Genomic DNA, 22,766 nt, shown 5'->3' on the forward strand with positions numbered 1-22,766 from the left:
GTGGTGCCAGTGCAACGGGGGGTGTGGCTTTTTTGCTACAGTCTGCCGGAGCGGAGGATGGCGACCATCCACCAGACGCCGACCACGCCGGCGCAGCTGTAGCCGAAAAAGGCGAAGGCGGGAAGGCCCCAGAGCATGGGGCCGCGGTTCCCCTGCATGGCGATCGAGGAGCCGATCAGGAGGGCCGCGATGATCAGGGAGAGGCAGAGGCGGTTCGCGGAGCGGTCCAGTTCCTTGGAGAAGCGGTCCAGGCCGCGGTGCTCAAGGTCGATGCGGAACTTGTTGCGGTTGACTTTGTTCAGGATCTCCTTGATGTCGCGCGGCAGGTTGCGCGCCAGGGTGAGGTACCCCTCCACCCCCTGCTCCATCTCCTGGAACAGGCGCCCGGGCGAGCGCTGGCGGCGGAACTCCCGCTCCAGGAAGGGGCGCAGGTGCCCGACCATGTCGAAATCCGGGTCGAGCTTTCGCCCCATCCCCTCCACCACCACCAGCACCTTCACCAGCATGGTCAGGTCCGGGTGCACCTTGATGCGGTGGGTGGAGATCAGGTCGATGAACTCCATGAGCATGCGCCCCACCTCGATCTCCTTGAGGGGGATCTCGAAGTAGCTGTCCATGAACTCGGCGAGCGCCTTTTTCAGGGCCTGCATGTTCACCGTCTCGCCGGCGTCCCCGGCCTCCACGATGATGTCGGCGAGCCCCTCGATGTCGCGGTTGATCACCGCCATCAGGACGTCGGTTAGGTAGCGCTTCACGGCCGGATCGAGCCTCCCCACCATGCCGAAGTCGAGCAGGCAGATCACGTTGTCCTTGAAGATCAGGACGTTGCCGGGGTGGGGGTCGCCGTGGAAAAAGCCGTGTTCCAGCACCATCTCGAGAAAGACCCGGGCGCCACGGCGGGCGATCTCGCGCCGGTCCAGCCCCGCCGCCTCGATGGCGCGGATGTCGCTTACCTTGATCCCCTCGACGTACTCGGTGGTGAGCACCCCCTTGGCGGTTGCCTCCCAGTAGACCCGGGGGAAGTAGAGGTTGGGATCCCCCTTGAAGTTGTCCCGGATCTTCTCGATGGCGTGTCCTTCGCGGGTCAGGTCCAACTCGCGCCTGATGGTGTAGGAGAACTCGCGCACCACCCCGACCGGATCGTAGATGTCGCTTCTGGCCATGTGGCGCTCCAAAAGGAGCGCCACCCCCATGAGGATGTCGATGTCCGTTTCCACCGCCTCGACCACCCCCGGGCGGCGCACCTTGACCACAACGTCCTCGCCGGTGACAAGCGTGGCGCGGTGCACCTGAGCGATGGAGGCCCCGGCGATCGCCTCCGGTTCCACGTGCAGGAAACGCTGTTCCAGGGGCACCCCCAACTCGTGCTCGATCTGCTCCCTGATCTCCTCGAAGGGAAGGCAGGGGATCTTGTCCTGCAGGTGGGCCAGCTCCTGGACGAAGGAAGCGGGGATGATGTCGGCGCGGGTGGAGAGGAGCTGCCCCAGCTTGATGAAGGTGGTGCCGAGCTCCTCCAGGGCGAGGCGCAGGCGCTCCGGCGGCGTCAGGTGCTCGGTCTTGGGGCTTCGTCGCCTGAAGACGCGGCGCGAGAAGTCGACCACGTGGCCGAGGTTCAGGTACTCCAGGAGGTGCCCAAGCCCGTAGCCGCCGAGAACGGTGATGATCTGGCGGTAGCGCCGGATGCTCCTGACGTTGCGGTTGATGTTTACTAGCCTAAGCACTCGTCCTCCGGCTGGGAGGTGACGCTCTCGGCGGAAAGGGCCTCGAGCGCCCTGACGCGCCGTTCCAGTTTCTCGAAGTCGTCGCGCGACACCATACCCATCCGGTCCAGCGCCTTCTTTACCTCGGTCTCGGCCACTTCGGCGGTCTTTTGCTGCCCGGTGCGCGCCATCTCCTGGATCCGGTCCAGGAAGGCGCGCCCCTCCTCCTCGCTGATCTTGTAGCGCGACTTCATCTCCTGGATCAGCTCTTCCCCTTTTTTCTGGGTGAGCGCCGCCGCGCCGAGCGCCGTGAGCACAGCCTTCTCGAACAGTTCGAACATGGTATCCCTCCTTTGGCATCTGGTAGTGGCACGCCTCCCACATAGGCGCTATTTAATGATATCGGCGGGGCGCCCGTTGTCAAACTCGCACCTCCTTGACATCACTATGTTTCTCGCGGATAATCGCATACTTGTTCCCATTAAAGGGTGACGGCATGCAGAAAAAGAAGATGGTCACCATCAAGAACGTGGCCCAGATCCTTTTGCAGCGGGGACTGGTCGACGAGAAGCAGTTCGACGAACTGCTGGCCAAGGGGGAGGCGCAGGCCCACCGGCTGGCGGGCGCTCAGCAGGCGGGGTATTCCCGGCGGCTGCAGCAGACCCCGGAAAAGCCATCCCCCGCGGAGATCATCGCCTCCTTGAACCTCGAGATCCCCGGCTCCGGCGGCAAGCTCCTCACCGAAGACGCCGTCACCGAGGTGCTCGCCGCCGCGGTGGGGCTCCCCTACCTGAAGATCAACCCGATGAAGCTCGACCTCGACCTGGTCACCACCCACATCTCCCGCCCCTTCGCCCTCAGGCACCTGATCGTTCCCGTGGGGGTCGCCGACGGTGTGGTCACCCTGGCCGTCGCCGATCCCTTCAACGAGCAGGTCATCGAGGAGCTGAAGGCGTTGAAGCGGATGGAGTTTCGCCGGGTGCTCGCCTCGCGCAACGACATCCTGAAGATACTGAGGGAGTTCTTCGGTTTCAGGGCCTCGGTGCAGGCCGCCGAGAGCGAGGTGTCCGCCTCCGTGGACCTCGGGAACCTGGAGCAGTTCGTGCGCCTGAAGAGCGGGCACGAGATCGAGGGAACCGACCGCAACATCATCTCGGCGGTGGACTTCCTCCTGCAGTACGCCTTCGACCAGCGGGCGAGCGACATCCACATCGAACCAAAGCGGGAGAAGTCACTGGTGCGCCTGCGGGTTGACGGGGTGCTGCACAACGTGCACGTGGTCCCCAAACAGCTGCATCCCCCCATCGTCTCCCGCATCAAGATGCTCTCCCGCATGGACCTGGCCGAGAAGAGACGCCCCCAGGACGGCAGGATCAAGACCAGCCACCAGGGGCGCGAGGTCGAGCTGCGCGTCTCCACCCTGCCGGTCGCCTTCGGGGAGAAGGTGGTGATCAGAATCTTCGACCCGGACGTGCTGATGCAGGAGCTGGATTCTATCGGCTTCTACCCGCGCGAGTACCAGCTCTACAGCTCCTTCCTGCGCCGTCCCAACGGCATCATCCTGGTCACCGGCCCCACCGGCAGCGGCAAGACCACCACGCTCTACTCGTCGCTGAGAACCCTCTCCTCGCCCGAGGTCAACATCGTCACCGTCGAGGACCCGATCGAGATGGTGATGGAGGAGTTCAACCAGGTGGGGGTGCAAAGCGGCATCGGGGTGACCTTCGACAAGGTGCTCAGAAACGTGCTCAGGCAGGATCCGGACATCATCATGATCGGCGAGATCCGTGACAAGGAGACCGCCGAGAACGCGGTGCAGGCCGCTCTCACCGGGCACCTGGTCCTTTCCACGCTGCACACCAACGACGCCCCCTCCTCGGTCACCCGGCTGATCGACCTGGGGGTACCCTCGTTTCTGATCTCCTCCACGGTGATCGGCATCATCGCCCAGAGGCTGTTGCGGAGGATCTGCCCCGCCTGCAAGCGGGAGAGCCAGTTGAGTGCGGAGGAGTCGGAGTACCTGGGACTGAAGCGGCCGGCCAGGGTCTGGTCCGGGGAGGGGTGCGCCGAATGTCGCGGCACCGGCTACAAGGGGAGGACGGGGATCTTCGAGGTGATGGACGTGAACGAGGCGATCAAGACCGTGATCGGCGAGCGGGTCGACCTGGCCGAGTTGCAGGCGGCGGCCCGGAAGGACGGGCTGGTGACCCTTCGCGAGCAGGCGGTGCGCAAGATGCTGGAAGGGGTCACCACCTACGAGGAGGTCGTCGCGGTGACCGGTTGACCGGTCTGACCCGTCTGTCGCGCGAACCCACGCGGCGCCAAAGGAGGAACCATGGAAAACAGTGCCACCGACGCCACCACCGAAACCGCCATCTTTGCCGGCGGTTGTTTCTGGTGCATGGAGCCGGTCTTCGACAAGATGCCGGGGGTGCTCTCGGTGCTGCCGGGATACACCGGCGGGAGCACGCCGAACCCAAGCTACCGGGAGGTCTGCGAAGGGGACACCGGGCACGTCGAGGCGGTGCAGATCGTCTTCGACCCGGCTAAGGTGAGCTACCGCGAGCTGCTGCGGGTCTTCTGGCGGAACATCGACCCGACCACCAAGAACCGCCAATTTTGCGATTACGGCAGCCAGTACCAGACCGCCATCTTCTACCTGGGCGAGGAACAGAAGCGGGAGGCCGAGGAGAGCAGGGAGGATGCGGAGCGCTCCAATCAGCTCGGCGCCGCCGTGGTCACCGAGATCCTGCCCGCTTCGGAATTTTACCCGGCCGAGGAGTACCACCGCCAGTACTACCAGAAGGAGCCCTACCATTACCAGCGCTACCACGAGGGGTGCGGCCGAAACTGGAGGTTGAAGGAACTGTGGGGGCGGGAAAAGGAGTAGCCCGGGGTAGCGCCGCTCAGGGGGCGGACAGCACCCTCTCCAGGGCATGTTGCAGCTCGTCGCAGCGGTACGGCTTGACCACGGCGGCGCAGAAGCCGTAGTCGGCATGTTCCGCCATGACCGGGTCGTTTGAATAGCCGCTGGAGACGATCAGCCTGGCGGCGGGGTCTACCTCGAGGATCCGCTGCGCCGCCTCCTTCCCCCCCATGCCGGCGGGGATGGTGAGGTCCATGATGGCTGCCGCAAAAGGCTTCCCCGCCTGGGCCGCCTCCCGGTACAGCCTCACGGCCTCCTCCCCGTTCACGCAGGTCACCACCTGGTACCCCAGGTACTGCAGCATGTCACGGGTCAGCGTCCTGATCGCCTCTTCGTCGTCCATGATCAGCACCGCTCCTTCCCCCGCCTTGGCGGTCCGTTCCTGTTGCCGGGGCGCCTCTTCCGCGACCGCCTCGCCTGCGGAGGGGAGGTAGAAGGTGAGGGTGGTGCCCGCTCCGGGCGTGGACGCCACCTCGACCCTGCCGCCGTGCTTGATCACGATGGAATGCACCGAGGCGAGGCCCAGTCCGCTCCCCCCCGGCTTGGTGCTGTAGTAGGGGTCGAAGATGAACTTCTGGTCCTCGTAGGGGATGCCGCACCCCTGGTCGATGAAGGAGAGTTTCACGTAGTCGCCGGGAGGAAGCGCCAGCTCGTTGTTGGCCGTGAGGGAGAGGTTTGCCGCCTCGACCGTCAGCACTCCGCCGCCCGGCATGGCCTGGCAGGCGTTGATGATGACGTTGCTGAAGGCCTGGTTCATCTGCCCTTCGTCCGCTTCGATGGCGTGCAGCCCGTCCTGGAGCTTCAGCCGGGTCTGCACCTTGGTGCCGTGCAGGGCAAGGGAAAGGGATTCTTGCAGGAGTCTCCCGAGCGGAATCACCTTCTTGATAGGCTGCCCCCCCTTGGAGAAGGTCAGCAGTTGGTGCGCCAGTTCCGCGGCGCGCTGCGACGCCTTCTCGGCGTTCTTCACCGCTCCCTGCGCCGGGTGCTCCGGGTCGAGCAGCAGTTCGGCGAAGGATAGGTTGCCCAGGATCCCGGTGAGGATGTTGTTGAAGTCGTGGGCGATGCCGCCTGCCAGGACCCCCAGGGACTCCAGCTTCTGGGCCTTGAGCACTTCTTGTTGCATCGCCTCCCACTTGGTTATGTCGGTCAGGGTGAACAGGATGCGGTGGTGAACCAGGCGGGTGTTGAGGATGACGTGCCTGGAGGAGCCGTCGACGCAGGAGATCTTCGCCTCCTGCGGAGTGACCGGGACGCCGCTTTCCAGCGTCTTCCCGATCTCCTCGCGCCAGCCCCCCAGGACCTGTTCCCGGTAGGTCGGGTCGGGAAGGGCGCGTTGCATGAGCTCTTCAAGGGTGGGGTGATCCTCGGAGACGTAGCCCAGCCAGTCGCTGACGTAGCTGTTGAGGTACTGGACCCTGCCGCTCTCATCGGCCCACCCCACCCCTGCCGGCATCTCCTCCATGAGGACCTTGAGGATCTCCTCGTTTTGTTGCAGTGCCTCCTCGATCTCGTGGCGCGCCGTGATGTCGCGCACGAGGACGAGGACCCGATCGCTGCCGCCGATGTCGGCCCGGCGCAGGCTGACTTCGGACCAAAAAAGCGAGCCGTCCTTCTTCCTGCTGCGCCAGCGCACCGTCATCGGGGGACCCGCCGCCGCCTGGTTCAGAAGAAGCCGTGCGTCTTCCTCCGCGTAGGGAGGTTCCCCCAGGCTCAACTCCCCCACGGTGAGGTTCCGGGCCTCCTCCGGTGTATAGCCGAACATCTCGCACATGGTGCGGTTCACGTCCACCAACTGCCCGGTAACCGCATCGTGGATGAAGAGCGCGTCGTTGACGCTGTGGTAGATCGCCTGGAAGCGGGCCTCGCTCTCCTCGAGCCTGCTCACCGATTCCGCCAGCCGGCGGGCGAAGCGCGAGATCAGCTGGTAGAGCAGCGCCGAGGTCACCATGATGAACATGAGCCCCTTGTAGACCTCGATCTGCTCCGCGATGTGGCGGTCGGAAACCAGCCATATCAGTGCGTAGCCGGAGAGGTAGATCCAGGCGCTGCCGAACAGGGCGTAGACCCCGACAATCTTGTTTATCTCGCGTCTTTGGTTGCGCTTCGATGCTCCCCGCATGCGTGCTCCCGCCCATGGGACGTATAGGCTGCGGTGGCCGAGGTGTTTGCTGCCGTTTCGACTTGTTTGGAGGCGGCCGAGGCCGCCCGGTTACTTGGTTTCCGCCATCGACACCACGACGATCCCCGATTCGGTGACCCGGTACCCCTTGGCCCGGTCCTTGTCGTGATCGTAGCCGATCTCGGTGCCGTCGGGGATGACGATGTTCTTGTCTATGATGGCGCGCTTGATCTTCACGTGGCGCCCGACGGTGACGTTCTCGAAGAGGATGGAATCCTCGATCTCGCTGTAGCTGTTCACCTTGCAGCGCGGGCCGAGGATGGTGCGGCGCACCGTGGCGCCGCTGGTGATGCAGCCGGCGCAGACGTAGGAGTCGATGTTCATGCCGCGCCGCCCTTCCTCGTCGAACACGGTCTTGGCCGGCGGGAGGTTCCCCTGGTTGGTCAGGATGGGCCACTTGTAGTTGTACAGGTTCAGCTGCGGCGAGACGTGGATCAGGTCCATGTTGGCCTCGTAGTAGCTCTCGATGGTCCCGACGTCCTTCCAGTACCCTTTTTCCTCCGCCTTCATGCCGGGGATGATGTTGTCGTTGAAGTTGTAGGCGAACACCTTGTCCCGGTTCTCCAGCATCATCGGGATGACGTGCTTGCCGAAGTCGAGGTCCTCGTACAGCTTCTTGCCTACCTGCAGCACTTCGATGAGCTTCTTCGTCGAGAAGATGTAGTTGCCCATGGAGGCGAAGCAGGTGTCCCTGCCGGGGATGCTTTCTGGGTGGCTCGGTTTCTCGGCGAAGGCGGTGATCTTGAAGTCGTCGTCGACCGAGAAGACGCCGAAGCGGCTCGCCTCCTGCACCGGGACCTCGAGAGCCGCCACGGTCAGGTCGGCGCGGTTTCTGCGGTGGTAGTCGATCATCTGGCTGACATCCATCTTGTAGATGTGGTCGCCGCCGAAGATGGCCACGTAGTCCGCATCGGAGGATTCCACGAAGCGCAGGTACTGCAGGATGGCGTCCGCGGTCCCCTTGAACCACTCCTCGCTCTCGGAGCTGGTCTCGGGCGAGATGGCCACGAAGAACTCACCCAGGCCGGTCCATTTGCCCCAGGACTCGCGAATGTGCTTGGTGAGCGAGTAGGCGCGGTACTGGGTCAGGATGTAGACCTTCTTGATCCCCGAGTTGAAGAGGTTGCTCAAGACGAAGTCGATGATCTTGTATTTGCCGCCGAACATGACGCTCGGCTTGGCCCTTCTGCTGGTGAGGGGGCTGAGGCGCTCCCCTTTGCCGCCGGCAAGCACCATGGCGATGGTGTTCCCGACATTACTCATGGCATACATAACAGTCGTTGTCCTCCGGTATCGCGGTCTGGGTGGCTACCCTGCGGTTTTCAGGGGGTGCCGTGTTTGTGGGCTTCTCCGATCTTGAAGACCACCTCGAGGTTCAAGACCTCTCCCTTTCTCTCCAGCTTCAACGTGGACTTGTCCCCCACGTGCTTCTGTTTCACCCCGTAGATCAGGTCGAGGCTGTCCTTCAACGGATCGTTGTCCAGGGCCAGCAACAGGTCCCCCGTCTGCACCCCGGCCCGGGCGGCGTTGGAGTCCGGTACCACCGTGTTGACCACCAACCCGCGCCCTTTCGGGTCCGGCTCGAACATGACGCCGAGCAGCACCCCCGGCTCGGGGAGCCCCTCGTAGGCGTAGTTCACCAGGAAGTCGAAGGCGACGCTCGGGTAGTCGGGAAGTTCCACGTCCATGGTCTCCGGCTTTTCCGCGCGCTGCACAGCAAGCTCGCGGCCGCCTATGGTGGCGTAGGAGGTGGGGAGGCGGCGGAAGACGCGACGCGGGATGCCGAAACCGTAGCTGACGTGGGTACCGCCGGCCACCACCAGGAGGCTGCGCTCCTTCCCCTCGGGGCTGGTCAGGTAACGCACCGCCGATTCGGCCATGGTCTCGTCCCACAGGGTCTGGACCCGGATGAACCCCTCGGCGGCGAGCTTGCCGTGGCTGCCGTGTCCGGAAAAGATGCTCTCGGTCTGGGCGCGCTGGTACGGGTCGGAGAGGTCCATCTGTGGCAGCTGCGCCTTCTGCTCCGGCGTCAGCTCGTCAAGGGATTTGGAACGGACCGCCTGCACCAGTTCCTTCTCCGCGTTCAGCGCGATGACCGGGATGCGCTTCTCCTTCGCGTAGAGGAGCAGGTCGCGGTAGTAGGCGAAATCCATCTTCCAGTTGTCGTACCAGCGCGACGCCTTCAAGAAGGCCTTCTCATCCAGTTCCCCCGCCACCCAGCGGTCCAGGACCGGCTGCTGCGACCTCACGAACATCTCCATGCCGAGCGCGACCTTGCCGGGATGGCGCTGCTCCATTGCCTTCAGGGTATCCAGTTCCAGGCGGTGGGCCGCCGGGTTGTCATGGGTCTCCCCGACGTAGACCACGCGGGCATCGGTCACCACGTCGAACATCTGCTGCGGCGTCACCAGGGTACCGGTAGGGAGGTGGATGACGTCGCCGATCTCGGGAGCCTTCTGCAGGGGGTACGGGTTCTCCGGGTTGCCGAGCACGTGCTTGCCGGTGCGGGGCGTCGAGCAGGCGGTCATGGTGAGCAGAGATAGCACGGCGGCGTACTGCGCGAGACGAGCGATCGATAGCATTTCTTCTCCTGAAAATATGATGTTCCCTCTGGGGGGACGGTCATGGCGTTCACGGCTCCATCGAGAGGGGAGGCTTCCTTGCGGGCGCCTAGGAATGATACCTACTCTAATGAATTTGTCCAGCCGGCGCTTCTCGTTAGCAGCTCTTTAGTTAGCGGCGCCTGCGGCGAGGTTTCTGGAGCCGGATGAGCCGGGCCGGTAGTCGGGGAATGTACCACAACACCTCACGGAGATAAACCGAAAGTTTTACCGTTCTCTAATAAAAAGCCTCTGGTAAGGCTCATTTCGTGCCGGAACTGGATCAGTCCCCAAAGCATTAGCTCGCAGTCATGGTTTGGGGCGCTAAACGTATGTTTGACGGCCTTTTTTATGTTGACAATATCACTGTCTCGCAAATAGAATCGCTAATTTAATACATATCGGAGGTTGTGCAATGGGACAGCTTTTTAAGGTGGCGGTGCTGCCGGGTGACGGCATCGGTCCGGAGGTTATGGCAGAAGCACTGAAGGTGTTGGATGCGATCGAGAAGCGCTACGATGTGAAATTCGAGCGTACCCACGCCAACGTAGGCGGCGCGGGGATCGACCTAGAAGGGCGCGCTCTTCCCGAGACCACTGTAAATATATGCAAGGCTGCCGACGCCATCCTGTTCGGCTCGGTGGGCGGCCCCAAGTGGGAGACCCTTCCCCCGGACGAGCAGCCCGAGCGCGGCGCCCTGTTGCCGCTTCGCAAGATCTTCGGCCTTTACGCCAACCTTCGTCCCGCCATCATCTTCCCGTCGCTGACCAGCGCCTCCTCCCTGAAGGAAGAGGTGATCGCCGGCGGTTTCGACATACTGGTGATCCGCGAGCTGACCGGCGGCATCTACTTCTCCCAGCCCAAGGGGATCGATGGGGCCGGCCGTGACCGCGTCGGCGTGGACACCATGCGCTACAGCGTTCCCGAAATCGAGCGCATCGCGCACGTCGCCTTCCAGGCGGCCAGAAAGCGCGGCAAGAAGGTCTGCTCCATCGACAAGGCCAACGTCCTCTCCACCTCGGTGCTCTGGCGCGAGATCGTGATCAACATCGCCAAGGATTACCCGGATGTCGAGCTTTCCCACATGTACGTGGACAACGCCGCCATGCAGCTGGTAAAGTGGCCCAAGCAGTTCGACGTGATCCTGTGCGAGAACATGTTCGGCGACATCCTCTCCGACGAGGCCGCCATGCTGACCGGCTCTCTCGGGATGCTCCCTTCCGCTTCGCTTGCCGAGGGGACTTTCGGCATGTACGAGCCCTCCGGCGGCAGCGCCCCGGACATCGCGGGGCAGGGGATCGCCAACCCGATCGCCCAGATCCTCTCTGCGGGGATGATGCTGCGCTACTCCTTCGGCATGGTCGAGGCGGCCGACGCCATCGACAACTCCGTCGCCAAGGTGCTGGACCAGGGGTACCGCACCCGCGACATCTACCAGGAGAAGGCGGGCGAGAAGCTGGTCAACACGAAGGAAATCGGCGACGCCATCATCGCCAACCTCTAGACAGCACGGTTGAGGCGGGGAGACCCGCCGCACTTACATCAAATATTAAATAGAAAGGAAGGTCGCCTATGAAAGTCGGAATGGTCGGTTGGCGTGGCATGGTTGGCTCGGTTCTCATGCAGCGCATGCAGGAAGAGAACGATTTCGCAGGGGTTGAGCCGGTATTCTTCACCACGTCCCAGGTCGGGCAGCCCGCACCGTTGAACGCGGGAACGCTCAAGGATGCCTCGGACATCAACGAGCTGAAGAAGCTGGACGTGATCATCACCTGCCAGGGGGGCGACTACACCAAGGCGGTCCGTCCCGAGCTGAAGAAAGCCGGCTGGAACGGCTACTGGATCGACGCGGCGAGCACCCTGCGCATGGAAGACGACGCGGTCATCATCCTCGACCCGATCAACCGCAACGTCATCGACGCGGCCCTCTCCAAAGGGATCAAGGATTACATCGGCGGCAACTGCACCGTGAGCCTCATGCTCATGGGCTTGGGCGGGCTGTTCAAGGCCGGCGTGGTCGAGTGGCTCTCCTCCATGACCTACCAGGCGGCCTCCGGCGCCGGCGCGCCCAACATGCGCGAGCTCCTCTCCCAGATGGGCGTCCTGCACGGTTCCGTGGCCGAACAGTTGGCCACCCCCGGCTCCGCGATCCTCGAGATCGACAAGAAGGTCACCGCCACCCTGAGAAGCGCCGAGATGCCGACCAAGGAGTTCGGTTTCCCGCTGGCCGGCAACGTGCTCCCCTGGATCGACCGCGAGGTCGAGGACGGCCAGAGCCGCGAGGAGTGGAAGGGATACGCCGAGACCAACAAGATCCTCGGTGCTGCGAACCCGATCCCGGTGGACGGCATCTGCGTCCGCGTGGGGGCGATGCGCTGCCACAGCCAGGCGATCACCATGAAACTCACCAAGGACATCCCGATCGGCGAGATCGAGGACATGATCAGAAACGACAACCAGTGGGTGAAGTTCATCCCGAACAACAAGGCCGAATCCCTGGCGGGGCTCACCCCGGCAGCCGTTTCCGGGTCGCTCACCGTTCCGGTCGGCCGCGTGCGCAAGATGAAGATGGGGCCGCAGTACCTCTCCGCCTTCACCTGCGGCGATCAGCTCCTGTGGGGCGCCGCCGAACCGCTGCGCCGCATGCTGCAGGTCTTGAAGGAGCGCTAGCAAGCAAGGGGCATTTGACGATGGACAATTGACAATTGTCCCCAGGTCGAACTACAAACGGAGCGCGTCGTCCGGCTTACACGGGTGACGCGCTCCCGTTTTTGTCTTGAGGAGATGTAAAAGCATGAAGAAAACATGGAACGTAGCAGTGGTGGGTGCCACCGGCGCCGTGGGGACGCAGATGATCGAGTGCCTGGAAGAGCGCAAGTTCCCGGTGGGCCAGATCAAGTTCCTGGCCAGCGCGAGAAGCGCCGGGCAGGTGCTCGAGTTCAACGGCAAGGCAGTCCCGGTCGAGGAGCTGAAGCACGATTCCTTCGAGGGGATCGACATCGCGCTCTTCTCGGCGGGCGGAGCACGCTCCGAGGAGTTCTGTCCGTCCGCGGCCAAGGCGGGGGCGGTCTGCATCGACAACTCCAGCGCCTGGCGCATGGATCCGGACGTGCCGCTGGTGGTTCCCGAGGTGAACCCGCACGCCGTTGCCGACTACAAGAAGAAGGGGATCATCGCCAACCCGAATTGCTCCACCATTCAGATGGTGGTGGCGCTTAAGCCCCTGCACGACTTCGGCACCATCAAGAGGATCGTCGTCTCCACCTACCAGGCCGTCTCCGGCACCGGCAACAAGGCGATCGAAGAATTGCGCGTCCAGACCGGCGAGCTTCTGAACGGCCGTCCGCCCAAGAACGAGATCTACCCGCACCGCATCGCTTTCAACTGTCTGCCCCAGATCGATTCCTTCTGCGACAACGGCTACACCAAGGAAGAGATGAAGATGGTGAACGAGACCAGGAAGATCATGGAGGCGGACATCGCCACCACGGCGACCTGCGTCCGGGTCCCGGTTTTCTACGGTCACTCCGAGTCGGTCAACATCGAGACCGAGAAGAAGATCACCGTCGCCAAGGCGCGTGAGCTCCTGGAGGATGCGCCGGGCGTGGAGCTCGTGGACAATCCGGCCAACGGCGAGTATCCCATGGCGATGGATGCTGCGGGCGAGGACCTGACCCTGGTGGGACGCATCCGCGAGGACGCGAGCGTCAAGAACGGTCTGAACCTCTGGATCGTGGCCGACAACCTGAGAAAGGGTGCCGCCACCAACGCAGTGCAGATCGCGGAGATCCTGGTGGAGAAATACCTGAAGTAGTATGCGCAACATCAAACTGATCATAGAGTACGACGGCACCGCCTACGCCGGCTGGCAGGTGCAGCCCAACGGGCTGACCATCCAGGAGGTCATGGAGAAGGCCCTGGCCCGGATGCTCGGGGAACACGCCACCCTGCACGCCTCCGGCCGCACCGACGCGGGGGTGCACGCCCGCGGCATGGTCGCCTGCTTCAAGACCGGGCGCACCATGCCGCTGCGCGCCTTCCGCGAGGGGCTGAACTCCCTGCTCCCAAGCGACATCGCGGTGCGGGATGCGGCGGAGGTGCCGCTGGACTTCCATCCGCGCTTCCATGCCCAGGCAAAACACTACCGCTACACGATGCTGCTCGACAACCTCCGCTCGCCGCTGGTCCGCCACACCGCGTGGCGCGTCAAGGGGAAGCTCGATCTCGAGGCCATGCGCGCGGCCTGCAGGCTCTTCGTCGGGGAGCACGATTTCGCAGCCTTCCGCGGCGCCAACTGCGCCGCCAAGACCACCGTGCGCCGTATCTACAGCATGGAGCTGGTGCAGGAGGGACGCCTGCTGCACCTCGACATCAACGGCAGCGGTTTCCTGAAGAACATGGTGCGCATCATTACCGGGACGCTCATCGAAGTGGGGCAGGGGCGGTTGAGCGCGGCAGACGTGGCGCGCCTGCTCAAGGGGGGCGACAGGCAGAACGCGGGAATGACAGTGCCGCCCCAAGGGCTCTGCCTGATGCAGGTTTTCTACCCCGGAGAGAGCGGGGAATGACGCCACTTTAATAGAGCGTTAATTCGCTCCCCGGTTTTTTGTCTTGACATGAACGGACGAATCGATTAAATTCTCAATCTTCTGTAAGTTAATGTGCTAATTCCAGATAGCTGTGAGGTTTCAATGAAGACGCAAGTTGCCAAAAAAGAAGAAGTGACCAGGGATTGGTACCTGGTTGATGTGGATAGCAAGGTGCTCGGCCGTGTCGCGACTGAAATCGCCAACGTGCTGCGCGGCAAGAACAAGCCGACCTTCACCCCGAGCGTTGACACCGGCGACTTCGTCATTGTCGTGAACGCGGAGAAGATTGCCCTGACCGGCAATAAGTTTGCTAACAAGACCTACTATAGCCACTCTTCGTTCCCGGGCGGGCTGAAAGAGATTTCTGCAGCCAAGCTCATCGACAAGAAGCCGGAAGAGCTGATCAAGAAGGCTGTCAAAGGCATGCTGCCCAAAAACAAGCTTGCCCGCCACATGCTGAAGAAGCTGAAGATCTACAGCGGCGGTGCCCATCCGCACGCGGCTCAGAATCCGAAGAATCTGAACATTTAATTCGTTCATCAGGAGATAGAAAATGGCAGTCAGCTTTTACGCAACTGGGAAAAGGAAGTCGTCCATCGCCAGGGTTTGGATCAAGCCGGGCAACGGCGAGATCATTGTAAATACCAAGACTCTTGACAGCTACTTCGGCCGCGAAACCTCCAAGATGGTGGTCATGCAGCCGCTCGAGCTGACCGAGAATGTCGGCAAGTTCGACATCTTCTGCACCGTCAAGGGCGGTGGCGACTCCGGCCAGGCCGGCGCCATCAAGCACGGCATCACCAAGGCCCTCATCGAGGCCGATGCCGACCTGCGCGGTACCCTGAAGAAGGCCGGGTTCATCACCCGCGACTCGCGCATCAAGGAAAGAAAGAAGTACGGCAAGAAGGCGGCACGCGCCAGCTTCCAGTTCTCCAAGCGTTAATCCGCTGCCGGGAACAATTGCTGTCTGTATTGCAAAGGGGGAATCCGTCAGGGTTCCTCCTTTTGCTGTTTCAAAACCAGAACCCAAGACCATCGGCCACGCTTGCGAGCCGTAGCGCTTCGGCGCGAAGGCTCGGAGGAAATCTGAGAAAATCCGAGAGAGTCAACTCTTTTTGGATTTGTTTTCTCGGACGTCCTCAGATTTTCTCTGTGGCCAATGGTTTTAATGTTTATGCGTGTCAACTATATGGGAGCTGTGCTAACATCAAGCTTCCATTTTTTCGTTGTGAGAAGGGAGGATCTTTATGATCAAGGTTGCCATCGTCGGTGCCAGCGGCTATACCGGCGTCGAACTTATCCGTATCCTGCATGCCCACCCCGAGGTCGCCGTCACTTGCGTCACCTCCGAGCAGAGCGCCGGGCGCCCGGTGAGCGACGTGTTCCCGACCCTGCGCGGTCGTTGCGACCTTGTCCTTCAGAACCTCGAGCCGGTCGGGATCGCCGAGCAGGTGGACGTGGTCTTCACCGCGCTCCCTCACAAGGCGGCCATGGCTGTGGTGCCGACCTTCCTGAAGATGGGCAAGGACGTGGTCGATCTTTCCGCCGACTACCGGCTGCACGACGCCGACGTGTACGGCAAGTGGTACGAAAAACACCTGACCCCGGAGCTGCTCTCCCAGGCCGTCTACGGGATCCCGGAACTGCGCCGCGACAGGATCCGCGAGGCGAACCTGATCGCCAACCCGGGCTGCTACCCGACCAGCGTCATCCTCGGCCTCGCGCCGCTTCTGAAGGGGAAGGTGATCGACCCGAAGAGCATCATCGTCGACGCCAAGTCCGGGACCTCGGGCGCCGGGCGCAGTGCCAAGGTGGACAACCTCTACTGCGAGGTCAACGAAGGCTTCAAGGCCTACGGCGTGGGAGGCGTGCATCGTCATATCCCCGAGATCGAGCAGGAGCTCTCGCTTCTGGCGGGCAACCCGCTCACCATCTCGTTCACGCCGCACCTGGTCCCGATGGACCGCGGCATCCTTTCCACCATCTACAGCGTCCCGACCGGCAAGGTGGCCGCGGCGGAGCTGATCACGCTGTACGAGACCTTCTACGAGGGGGAGCCGTTCGTCAGGGTGCTCCCCGAGGGGGTGCTTCCGTCCACGGCGCACGTGAGGGGTTCCAACTTCTGCGACATCGGCGTCGTGGTCGACGACAGGGCCGGCAGGATCATCGTGGTATCCGCCATCGACAACCTGGTGAAGGGCGCGTCCGGGCAGGCGGTGCAGAACATGAACCTCATGTGCGGGCTCCCCGAAACCCTGGGGCTCGATTTCCTGGGGATCTTCCCGTAAAGGCAAAACCTGGCCACGGAGAAAATCTGAGGACATCCGAGTAAAACCAAAAACAGGAGTCTGTTTTCCCTCCTGGCTTTCGCCTCTCTCGGATTTTCTCAGAAGTTCTCCGTGGCTCATGTTTTAAGGTTTATATGAAACAAGCACGCCTCAAGCAGTCTTCTCCTTCCCGGTTCCTCCCCATCACCCTTTCAGAAGCCAAGGCCCGCGGCTGGAACGAACTCGACGTCATCTTCGTCTCCGGCGACGCCTACGTGGACCATCCCTCTTTCGGCGTGCCGCTTCTCGCGCGGCTGCTGGAATCGAAGGGGCTCCGGGTCGGCATCATCCCCCAGCCTGACTGGCGCAGCAAGGAGCCCTTCATGGCGCTCGGGCGCCCGCGCCTGTTCTTCGCGGTAGCAGCCGGGGCCATGGATTCCATGGTGGCGCACTACACGCCGGCCAGGAAACTGCGCCGCGACGACGCCTACACCCCCGGCAACCGACACGGGGCGCGCCCCAACCGCGCCACCATCATCTACACCTCCCGCCTCAAGGAGGCCTATCGCGACGTGCCGGTGGTGATCGGCGGCATCGAGGCGAGCCTCAGGCGCTTCGCCCACTACGACTTCTGGGAAGACAAGGTGCGCCGCTCGGCACTCTTCGATGCCAAGGCCGACCTGCTCGTCTACGGGATGGGGGAGAGCCCGCTCTTGGAACTGGTGCAGCGGCTGCAAAAAGGGGAGCCCTTTGCGTCGATCCGGGACATCCGCGGCACGGCGTATCCCGCCTCGGCCCCCCCCGAGCCTGCTTCGGAGCTGGTCGAGCTGCCAAGCTACGAAACGGTCAGCGCGGACAAGGGGGCCTACGGGCTGTCGTTCCGCCTCCTGTCGGCGGAGCAGAATCCCGGCTGCGCCAAGACCGTGATCCAGCGCCACGCGCAAAGGTATTTGGTCTGCAATCCTCCCGCCTGGCCCTTGTCCCAGGAGGCGCTGGACGCCATCTACGCGCTGCCGTTTGTGAAGGCGCCGCACCCAGGCTACAAGGAGACCATCCCGGCTTACGAACAGATCCGCAACTCCATCACCACCCATCGCGGCTGCTTCGGCGGCTGCGCCTTCTGCGCCATCACCCATCACCAGGGGAAAACGATCCAGTCCAGGAGCGAGCGGAGCGTGCTGCAGGAGCTGGAGCAGCTGGCCGCACTCCCCTGGTTCCGAGGCAGCGTGAGCGACCTCGGCGGTCCGACCGCCAACATGTTCGGGCTTTCCTGTGGCGATCCAGTTGCCGGTGCCAACTGCCGCCGCGAGAGCTGCCTGTTCCCCAGGATCTGCAAAAACCTCGTTACCGACGATACCGGCAGTTCCAGGCTTCTCGCCAAGGCCCGCCGCGTCTCCGGGGTGAAGCACGTCGCCGTGTCCTCCGGTGTGCGCTACGACCTGATGGAGCGCCAACCCCGCTACCTGCGCGAACTGGTCTCGCAGCACGTGAGCGGCCTTTTGAAGGTGGCGCCGGAGCACCTCGCCGACCGGGTCACCTCGGTGATGCGCAAGCCCGGGCACGACTGCTTCGAGCGTTTCAGGGACTCCTTCGAGAAGGAGAGCGCCAAGGCCGGGAAAAGGCAGTACATCGTCCCCTACTTCATCTCCGGACACCCCGGCTGTACCCTTTCGGACATGGTCGACCTCGCCCTGATGCTGAAGCGCTGGGGCATGCGGGTGGAGCAGGTGCAGGACTTCACCCCCACGCCCGGGACCTTGTCGACGTGCATCTACCACACGGGGGTCGATCCATTCACCGGGGAAAAGGTTTACGTCGCGCATACCGACCGGGAAAAGGGACTCCAGAAGTCGCTGCTTCTATATCACGTGCCGGAGGAAAGAAAGAATTGCCTGGCGGCGCTGAAGGAGTGTGGCCGCGAGGATGCCGCGGCTGAATTGTTCGGGCAGAACAAAAGGAGGTAGGAATGCATTACCTGTTGCTGTATGAGGTCGCCCCGGATTACCTGGAGCGGAGGGGTGGGTATCGTGCGGAGCACCTGGCGCTGGCCTGGGAGTCGGCTGAGCGTGGCGAGTTGGTCCTGGGCGGGGCGCTGACCGACCCGGCGGACGGTGCCGTGCTGCTGTTCAAGGCCGATAGTCCCGACGTGCCTGCATCCTTCGCCAAGGCGGATCCTTACGTTTTGAACGGATTGGTGCAGAAGTGGACGGTACGTGGCTGGCACACCGTCGTTGGCCCGCAGGCCCACGCACCGGTCCACCCCTAGCTTTTCTCCTAGAGAAGTCGCGGCAGGAAAGGTCCCGCCGGCTGTGCGGCGAACGTGGACCTGCTGCCGCGCGTCACGCCCGCCGCCCTCACCTGTAGTTCCGCCGCTTCGAGGGCTTCCGCCAGGGCCGATTCCCCCTTGCTGAGTTCGAAGCTGTTCCCCTGTCGCACGAGGTAATCCCTGCCGTCTCCCTTGGTGAGCCAGATAGTTCCGATGAGACAGCGCAACGTGAGACCGTGCGCCCCACCCGTCAGGCTCAAAAGTTCCCCTTTACCTAGCGAACACTCCATCGCGTCCTCCCTTTTCTCGTAAGTGAGTCCACTATAACCGTGCCCGCGCCATGAGTACAGACACAGGAAAACTGTTTTGTACCCATGACAGTCGCGGGGAGCTGGCACTGTAACCGCCGGAAACACAGGCAACTGTATCCGTCTCGCGTCTTGTCGCGCGGCGAGGCGGATCGTTGTCGGTCGGTTTTGCGTTCATCCGGTCGGGCCGGGCGGTAAAAAAGGTCAAATGGGTTTGCATTTACAATTAGAACTTGGTAAGGTGCGTCTGCGCTCGCGCAGATGGGCTTTTGCCCAATAATAAAGACCGGTTGGAGATTCCGCTATGCCCCCTGTTGCCAGATCCGTCCTCTCCTTGCTCCTTGTTCTCGTCACGATACTCTCTCTGGCCGCCTGCGGCGGTGGGGGGGGGAGCAAAGGTGTCAGCATCGTAGATCCCGCCCCCTACTATACCGGTGTGAAGACCGCGGCGGCATTGAGCGTCGCCAACGCGGAAGGACTTGCGACCAGTGCCTACGCGGGGGGGACCCTCGGGACGGCCGTCGTCATGCAGAAAGCCGCCGCCGGCAAGGCCGCCGCCACGCGCCGCGAGATCCCGGTACGGCAGACCGCGAAGGTGGTCAACGCCTCCCTCCGGCGCATGCAGATCCCGCGTGCCGCCCGGAAGCTGGTCGAGGCAAGGGGGGCGAAGGGGGGCAAGGGGGTTGCGAAGGTCGAGACCTTTCAGCTCACCGGGGGCGATGGCGGGTACGCCACCTACAGCATCGACGTTAACCAGTCCGACCGGACCTTCGCCGGGACCGTCACCTACAACGGCTATGCCTCTGGAGGGCTTACCCTCAACGGCAAGACCGACATTCTCGGCACCTTCGACGAGAATTACCAGGGGTTCACCAGGCTAACCCTCTCCTTCAAAGAGCTTTCCATGTCCATAGGCGGGGACGTTTACACGCTGATCGGTTCCCTCTCCTGGGGGTACACCCCGGCCACCTCCGGCGATTCCCTCACCGTCAATATGGTCCTGGTGGACAGCGGGAAGACTTACTGGTTTAAGGATTACCGACTCGCCGACACCTACGGTGCCGATTACCTCACCCAGACACTGACCGGGCGTTACTACGACCCCGAGATCGGCTACGTCGACCTGAGCACGCCGACCAGTCTCGTCATCTACTACGGCAAAAACTGGCCTGCCGCCGGAAGCGTGAAGTGTTCCGGCGGACAGAGTGCCTGGGTCGGCATGCAGTTCGAGTCCCAGAACTATTCCGTGCTCGTGGATCTCGACAACGACCAGGTGGTGGACTGGCAGGCCAGGCACGCGGTGGACAGCGCACCGGACGTCAACATGCCTCCGATTGCCGATGCGGGCGTCGACCAGAGTGTCACGCAGGGGGCGACGGTCACCCTCGATGGCAGCGCCAGCTTCGATCCGAACAATGACCAGCTCACCTATTACTGGAACGTGGACTCCTACCCGCAGGGGGGCTACCCCCAGCTCTCGGGAACCAACACCGCGACCGCGTCCTTTACCCCGGTGGTGCCGGGGAGCTACGTCCTGCGCCTCACCGTTTCGGACGGTAACTACGCGAGCTCCTACGACACGGTGACCGTCACGGTAACGCAGCCGCAGCCGTCCGATCCGAACCTGCTGCAACTTAACTGGCAGTACGGCCTCATGGGGACCAGCATCGGCCAGGCCGGCCTTATCAGCGTCGACCTCGATGGCGACGGCACCCCGGAGATAGTGAGCAGCGCTTCCGCCGGCGGCTTCGGGGCCAACAGCTTGTGGTACGTACTGCAAAGGACCTCCTCGGGGGACTATCAGCAGCTTTGGCGCAGCAAGGGGTACGGCTCGACGGTCGTGAAGCTCTTCCTCGCAGACCTGACCGGCGACGGCAAGGACGACATCGTCGTGGCCCTCGCCAACGGCACCATCGAGGTTTACAGCGCGGGGGCGACTCCTCAGCTGGTCCGTACCATCACTACCGCCAACGGGCTGTGCGCCGTGGCCGTGGCCGACCTGGCAGGGGACGGCACCAAGGAGATCATCACCAGCGACGGCACCAAGCTCTACGTCTACGCCGCCCAAAGCGGCGCGCTCAAGTGGAGCCTCGCCACCGGCGGCGGGACCTCTCTTGCCGTGGGCAACGTCGATGCCGACGCCGCTCTCGAGATCGTCACCACCACCTACGGCGGCAAGGGGTACGTGATCGACGGCGTGACCAAGGCCATCAGCTGGGAGTACCTGAACGGCTTCGGTTCGAAGGTGGCGCTGGGCGACCTGGACGGTGACGGCATGCTGGAGATCGTCGGTGCCTCCAGCTGGTACAAGATCACCGTCTTCGACGCCGATCGCAGCACCCCGGTCTGGGAAATCGCCACCTCGCTCGACATCGCAGCCCTGCTGGTCGCGGACGCGGACGGCGACGGGATCCCCGAGATCGTCTACGGCGACGGGCAGTGGGGCGAGGTGCACGCCGTCGATGCACGGACCAGGACCGAGAGGTGGGCGGTCGCCAACCCGCAGCACGGCGTCTCCGGGCTCGCGCTTTCGGACCTGGATCGGGACGGCAAGAAGGAATTGCTCTGGGGGGCCGGAGGCAGCAGCACCGGTGCCGATTACCTCTACGTGGCGGATCCGCTCACCGGCACGTTGAAGTGGCAGAGCGTGCATATCGACGGTCCGCTGAGCGCCGTGGCGGTGGGTGACGTGGACGACGACGGCGAGGACGAGATCGTCATGGTCTCCTTCGAGAGCGAAAGCGGTTACGCCGAAGGGGTCATCCACATCTTCAACGCCCGCAGCCATGCCCTGGAGTTCCGTCAGAAGCTCGGGATCACCGACTGGATGGGGGTGCGCTCGGTGAAGATCGGCGATGTCGACGGCGACGGCAAAACCGAATTCGTGGTCGCTACCGGCAACATCTACGACGGCGTCATCAGGGTCTACAACGGCGCCACGCACCTTTTGAAGAAGCAAAGCGCAGGGTACAACGGCAACTTCTTCACCGCGCTTGCCATCGGCGACGTCGACGGGGACGGCAAGGTCGAGATCGTGGCCGGACAGGGCATCGAGCATACCGGCGCCACGGGGAGCTACCTCCTGGTGCTGGATGGCGCGACCTTGGCGGAGAAGTGGCGCAGCGTGGATACCGGGGCGTCCTGGTCCGGCATCTACGACGTGAAGCTCGCCGACCTGAACGGCGACGGCGTGAAGGAGATCATCGCCTCCTGCTCGGGCACCAGCAGGCTCATGGTGTACGACGGCGTGAGTCATGATCTGAAATTGCTGATCCAGCACCCGGCCCGCGCCTTGGAGGTGGCCGATGTTGATGGCAACGGGACCAAGGAACTGCTGGTCGGTCGCAACGACGGCAAGGTCGATGTCTTCTCCGGCGCCACGCTTCAGCTTGAGAGGACCGTCAACACCACCAGTACTGCGCCAGTGGATGCCCTCCAGGTTGCGGATCTGGCAGGGGACGGGAGCCTCGAGTGGCTGGTGGCCAGTGGCGGCGTGCTGACCGTGCTCGACGGGGCGGGGGGGCTCAAATGGAAAAGCGGCGACCTCTCCGCCAACCTGGGGTGGTACAACCACATGGGCGTCAAGGACTGCGACGGGGACGGCAAGAAGGAGATCTACCTCGGCTCCAACCTGAGCCTCTACCAGTTCAAGTAACACCCGGGGGCTGTTGTGCTCCCCGCAACTGCACAGTCGGGAAATTTTTGCAGCTGCGGGGGGCGTGGGGCGCTTTCAGGCTTGCGCTTGTCTAAACAATGGATATAGTATCGCTTTGTTTTCGTCCCCGGTGCAGGCATCTCCCAGGGCGCGAGACGTATACGGCGTGTGGTGGAAAATATTTCACATGCCCGGAAAAAAGATGTTGACACTGAGACCCTTTTGCTTTAGAACAGGGATTCGCTTCGCAACGCAAGGCGCGGACGCGGAAAGGTA

18 protein-coding genes are annotated in these 22,766 nt (G+C 63.0%); 12 read left to right on the forward strand and 6 right to left on the reverse strand.

The genetic code is table 11. The features are described 5' to 3' along the window. Positions 1-35: 35 nt before the first annotated feature. Together KOM00_RS16385 and KOM00_RS16390 are read right to left on the reverse strand one after the other, a co-directional pair. A complete protein-coding gene (locus tag KOM00_RS16385; RefSeq protein ID WP_216500011.1) occupies positions 36-1,721 on the reverse strand; it encodes an ABC1 kinase family protein in 1,686 nt (561 codons plus the stop codon). Beyond that, positions 1,709-2,041 (reverse strand): phasin family protein, encoded by a 333-nt coding sequence (locus tag KOM00_RS16390; RefSeq protein ID WP_216500012.1) that lies wholly within the window; start codon positions 2,039-2,041, stop codon positions 1,709-1,711. The genes KOM00_RS16385 and KOM00_RS16390 overlap by 13 nt, the downstream gene beginning before the upstream one ends. A 155-nt stretch (positions 2,042-2,196) precedes the next feature. Between KOM00_RS16390 and KOM00_RS16395 the strand changes: the two genes are divergently transcribed. Next, positions 2,197-3,984 (forward strand): GspE/PulE family protein, encoded by a 1,788-nt coding sequence (locus KOM00_RS16395; RefSeq protein ID WP_216500013.1) that lies wholly within the window; start codon positions 2,197-2,199, stop codon positions 3,982-3,984. A gap of 51 nt (positions 3,985-4,035) precedes the next feature. Next, positions 4,036-4,590: a peptide-methionine (S)-S-oxide reductase MsrA gene (gene msrA, locus KOM00_RS16400; protein ID WP_216500014.1), complete on the forward strand. Its 555-nt coding sequence runs from the start codon at positions 4,036-4,038 to the stop codon at positions 4,588-4,590. A gap of 16 nt (positions 4,591-4,606) precedes the next feature. On the opposite strand, the gene KOM00_RS16405 is transcribed toward msrA, so the two are convergent. The 3 genes from KOM00_RS16405 to KOM00_RS16415 form a co-directional block, all read right to left on the reverse strand. After that, on the reverse strand, positions 4,607-6,745 hold the full coding sequence (locus KOM00_RS16405; RefSeq protein ID WP_216500015.1) for a hybrid sensor histidine kinase/response regulator: 2,139 nt from the start codon (positions 6,743-6,745) through the stop codon (positions 4,607-4,609). A gap of 90 nt (positions 6,746-6,835) precedes the next feature. Continuing rightward, positions 6,836-8,077 (reverse strand): glucose-1-phosphate adenylyltransferase, encoded by a 1,242-nt coding sequence (glgC, locus tag KOM00_RS16410; protein WP_216500016.1) that lies wholly within the window; start codon positions 8,075-8,077, stop codon positions 6,836-6,838. Positions 8,078-8,127: 50 nt separating this feature from the next. Next, positions 8,128-9,387 (reverse strand): ChaN family lipoprotein, encoded by a 1,260-nt coding sequence (locus tag KOM00_RS16415; protein ID WP_216500017.1) that lies wholly within the window; start codon positions 9,385-9,387, stop codon positions 8,128-8,130. Between the two features lie 433 nt (positions 9,388-9,820). Between KOM00_RS16415 and leuB the strand changes: the two genes are divergently transcribed. The 9 genes from leuB to KOM00_RS16460 all read left to right on the forward strand — a co-directional run bounded on the left by leuB (position 9,821) and on the right by KOM00_RS16460 (position 18,527). Next, positions 9,821-10,909, forward strand: a complete 1,089-nt coding sequence (leuB, locus tag KOM00_RS16420) for a 3-isopropylmalate dehydrogenase (RefSeq protein ID WP_216500018.1) — start codon at positions 9,821-9,823, stop codon at positions 10,907-10,909. A gap of 68 nt (positions 10,910-10,977) precedes the next feature. Continuing rightward, positions 10,978-12,075, forward strand: a complete 1,098-nt coding sequence (asd, locus tag KOM00_RS16425) for an aspartate-semialdehyde dehydrogenase (RefSeq protein ID WP_216500019.1) — start codon at positions 10,978-10,980, stop codon at positions 12,073-12,075. A gap of 124 nt (positions 12,076-12,199) precedes the next feature. Continuing rightward, complete coding sequence (locus KOM00_RS16430; RefSeq protein ID WP_216500020.1) at positions 12,200-13,219, forward strand: aspartate-semialdehyde dehydrogenase; 1,020 nt, start codon at positions 12,200-12,202, stop codon at positions 13,217-13,219. A 1-nt stretch (position 13,220) separates the two neighbouring features. After that, positions 13,221-13,973: a tRNA pseudouridine(38-40) synthase TruA gene (truA, locus tag KOM00_RS16435; protein WP_216500021.1), complete on the forward strand. Its 753-nt coding sequence runs from the start codon at positions 13,221-13,223 to the stop codon at positions 13,971-13,973. A 123-nt stretch (positions 13,974-14,096) separates the two neighbouring features. Then, positions 14,097-14,525 carry a 50S ribosomal protein L13 gene (gene rplM / locus KOM00_RS16440; protein ID WP_216500022.1) on the forward strand — a complete coding sequence of 143 codons (429 nt, stop codon included), beginning with the start codon at positions 14,097-14,099 and terminating at the stop codon, positions 14,523-14,525. Between the two features lie 22 nt (positions 14,526-14,547). After that, positions 14,548-14,937: a 30S ribosomal protein S9 gene (gene rpsI / locus KOM00_RS16445; protein WP_015719162.1), complete on the forward strand. Its 390-nt coding sequence runs from the start codon at positions 14,548-14,550 to the stop codon at positions 14,935-14,937. A gap of 304 nt (positions 14,938-15,241) precedes the next feature. After that, positions 15,242-16,282 (forward strand): N-acetyl-gamma-glutamyl-phosphate reductase, encoded by a 1,041-nt coding sequence (argC, locus tag KOM00_RS16450; RefSeq protein WP_216500023.1) that lies wholly within the window; start codon positions 15,242-15,244, stop codon positions 16,280-16,282. 134 nt (positions 16,283-16,416) lie between these two features. Further along, positions 16,417-18,225 (forward strand): YgiQ family radical SAM protein, encoded by a 1,809-nt coding sequence (locus KOM00_RS16455; RefSeq protein ID WP_216500024.1) that lies wholly within the window; start codon positions 16,417-16,419, stop codon positions 18,223-18,225. Positions 18,226-18,239: 14 nt separating this feature from the next. Then, entirely contained in the window at positions 18,240-18,527 is a 288-nt protein-coding gene (locus KOM00_RS16460; RefSeq protein WP_236027029.1) for a YciI-like protein, read from the forward strand. 8 nt (positions 18,528-18,535) lie between these two features. On the opposite strand, the gene KOM00_RS16465 is transcribed toward KOM00_RS16460, so the two are convergent. Beyond that, positions 18,536-18,817 carry a DUF2917 domain-containing protein gene (locus tag KOM00_RS16465; RefSeq protein ID WP_216500026.1) on the reverse strand — a complete coding sequence of 94 codons (282 nt, stop codon included), beginning with the start codon at positions 18,815-18,817 and terminating at the stop codon, positions 18,536-18,538. A 322-nt stretch (positions 18,818-19,139) separates the two neighbouring features. Between KOM00_RS16465 and KOM00_RS16470 the strand changes: the two genes are divergently transcribed. Beyond that, the gene (locus KOM00_RS16470; protein WP_216500027.1) at positions 19,140-22,490 is read left to right on the forward strand and encodes an FG-GAP-like repeat-containing protein; all 3,351 of its coding nucleotides are present in this window, start codon (positions 19,140-19,142) and stop codon (positions 22,488-22,490) included. The last annotated feature ends 276 nt before the right edge of the window (positions 22,491-22,766 follow it).

This window comes from Geomonas diazotrophica (assembly GCF_018919385.1).
Lineage (GTDB): Bacteria > Desulfobacterota > Desulfuromonadia > Geobacterales > Geobacteraceae > Geomonas > Geomonas diazotrophica.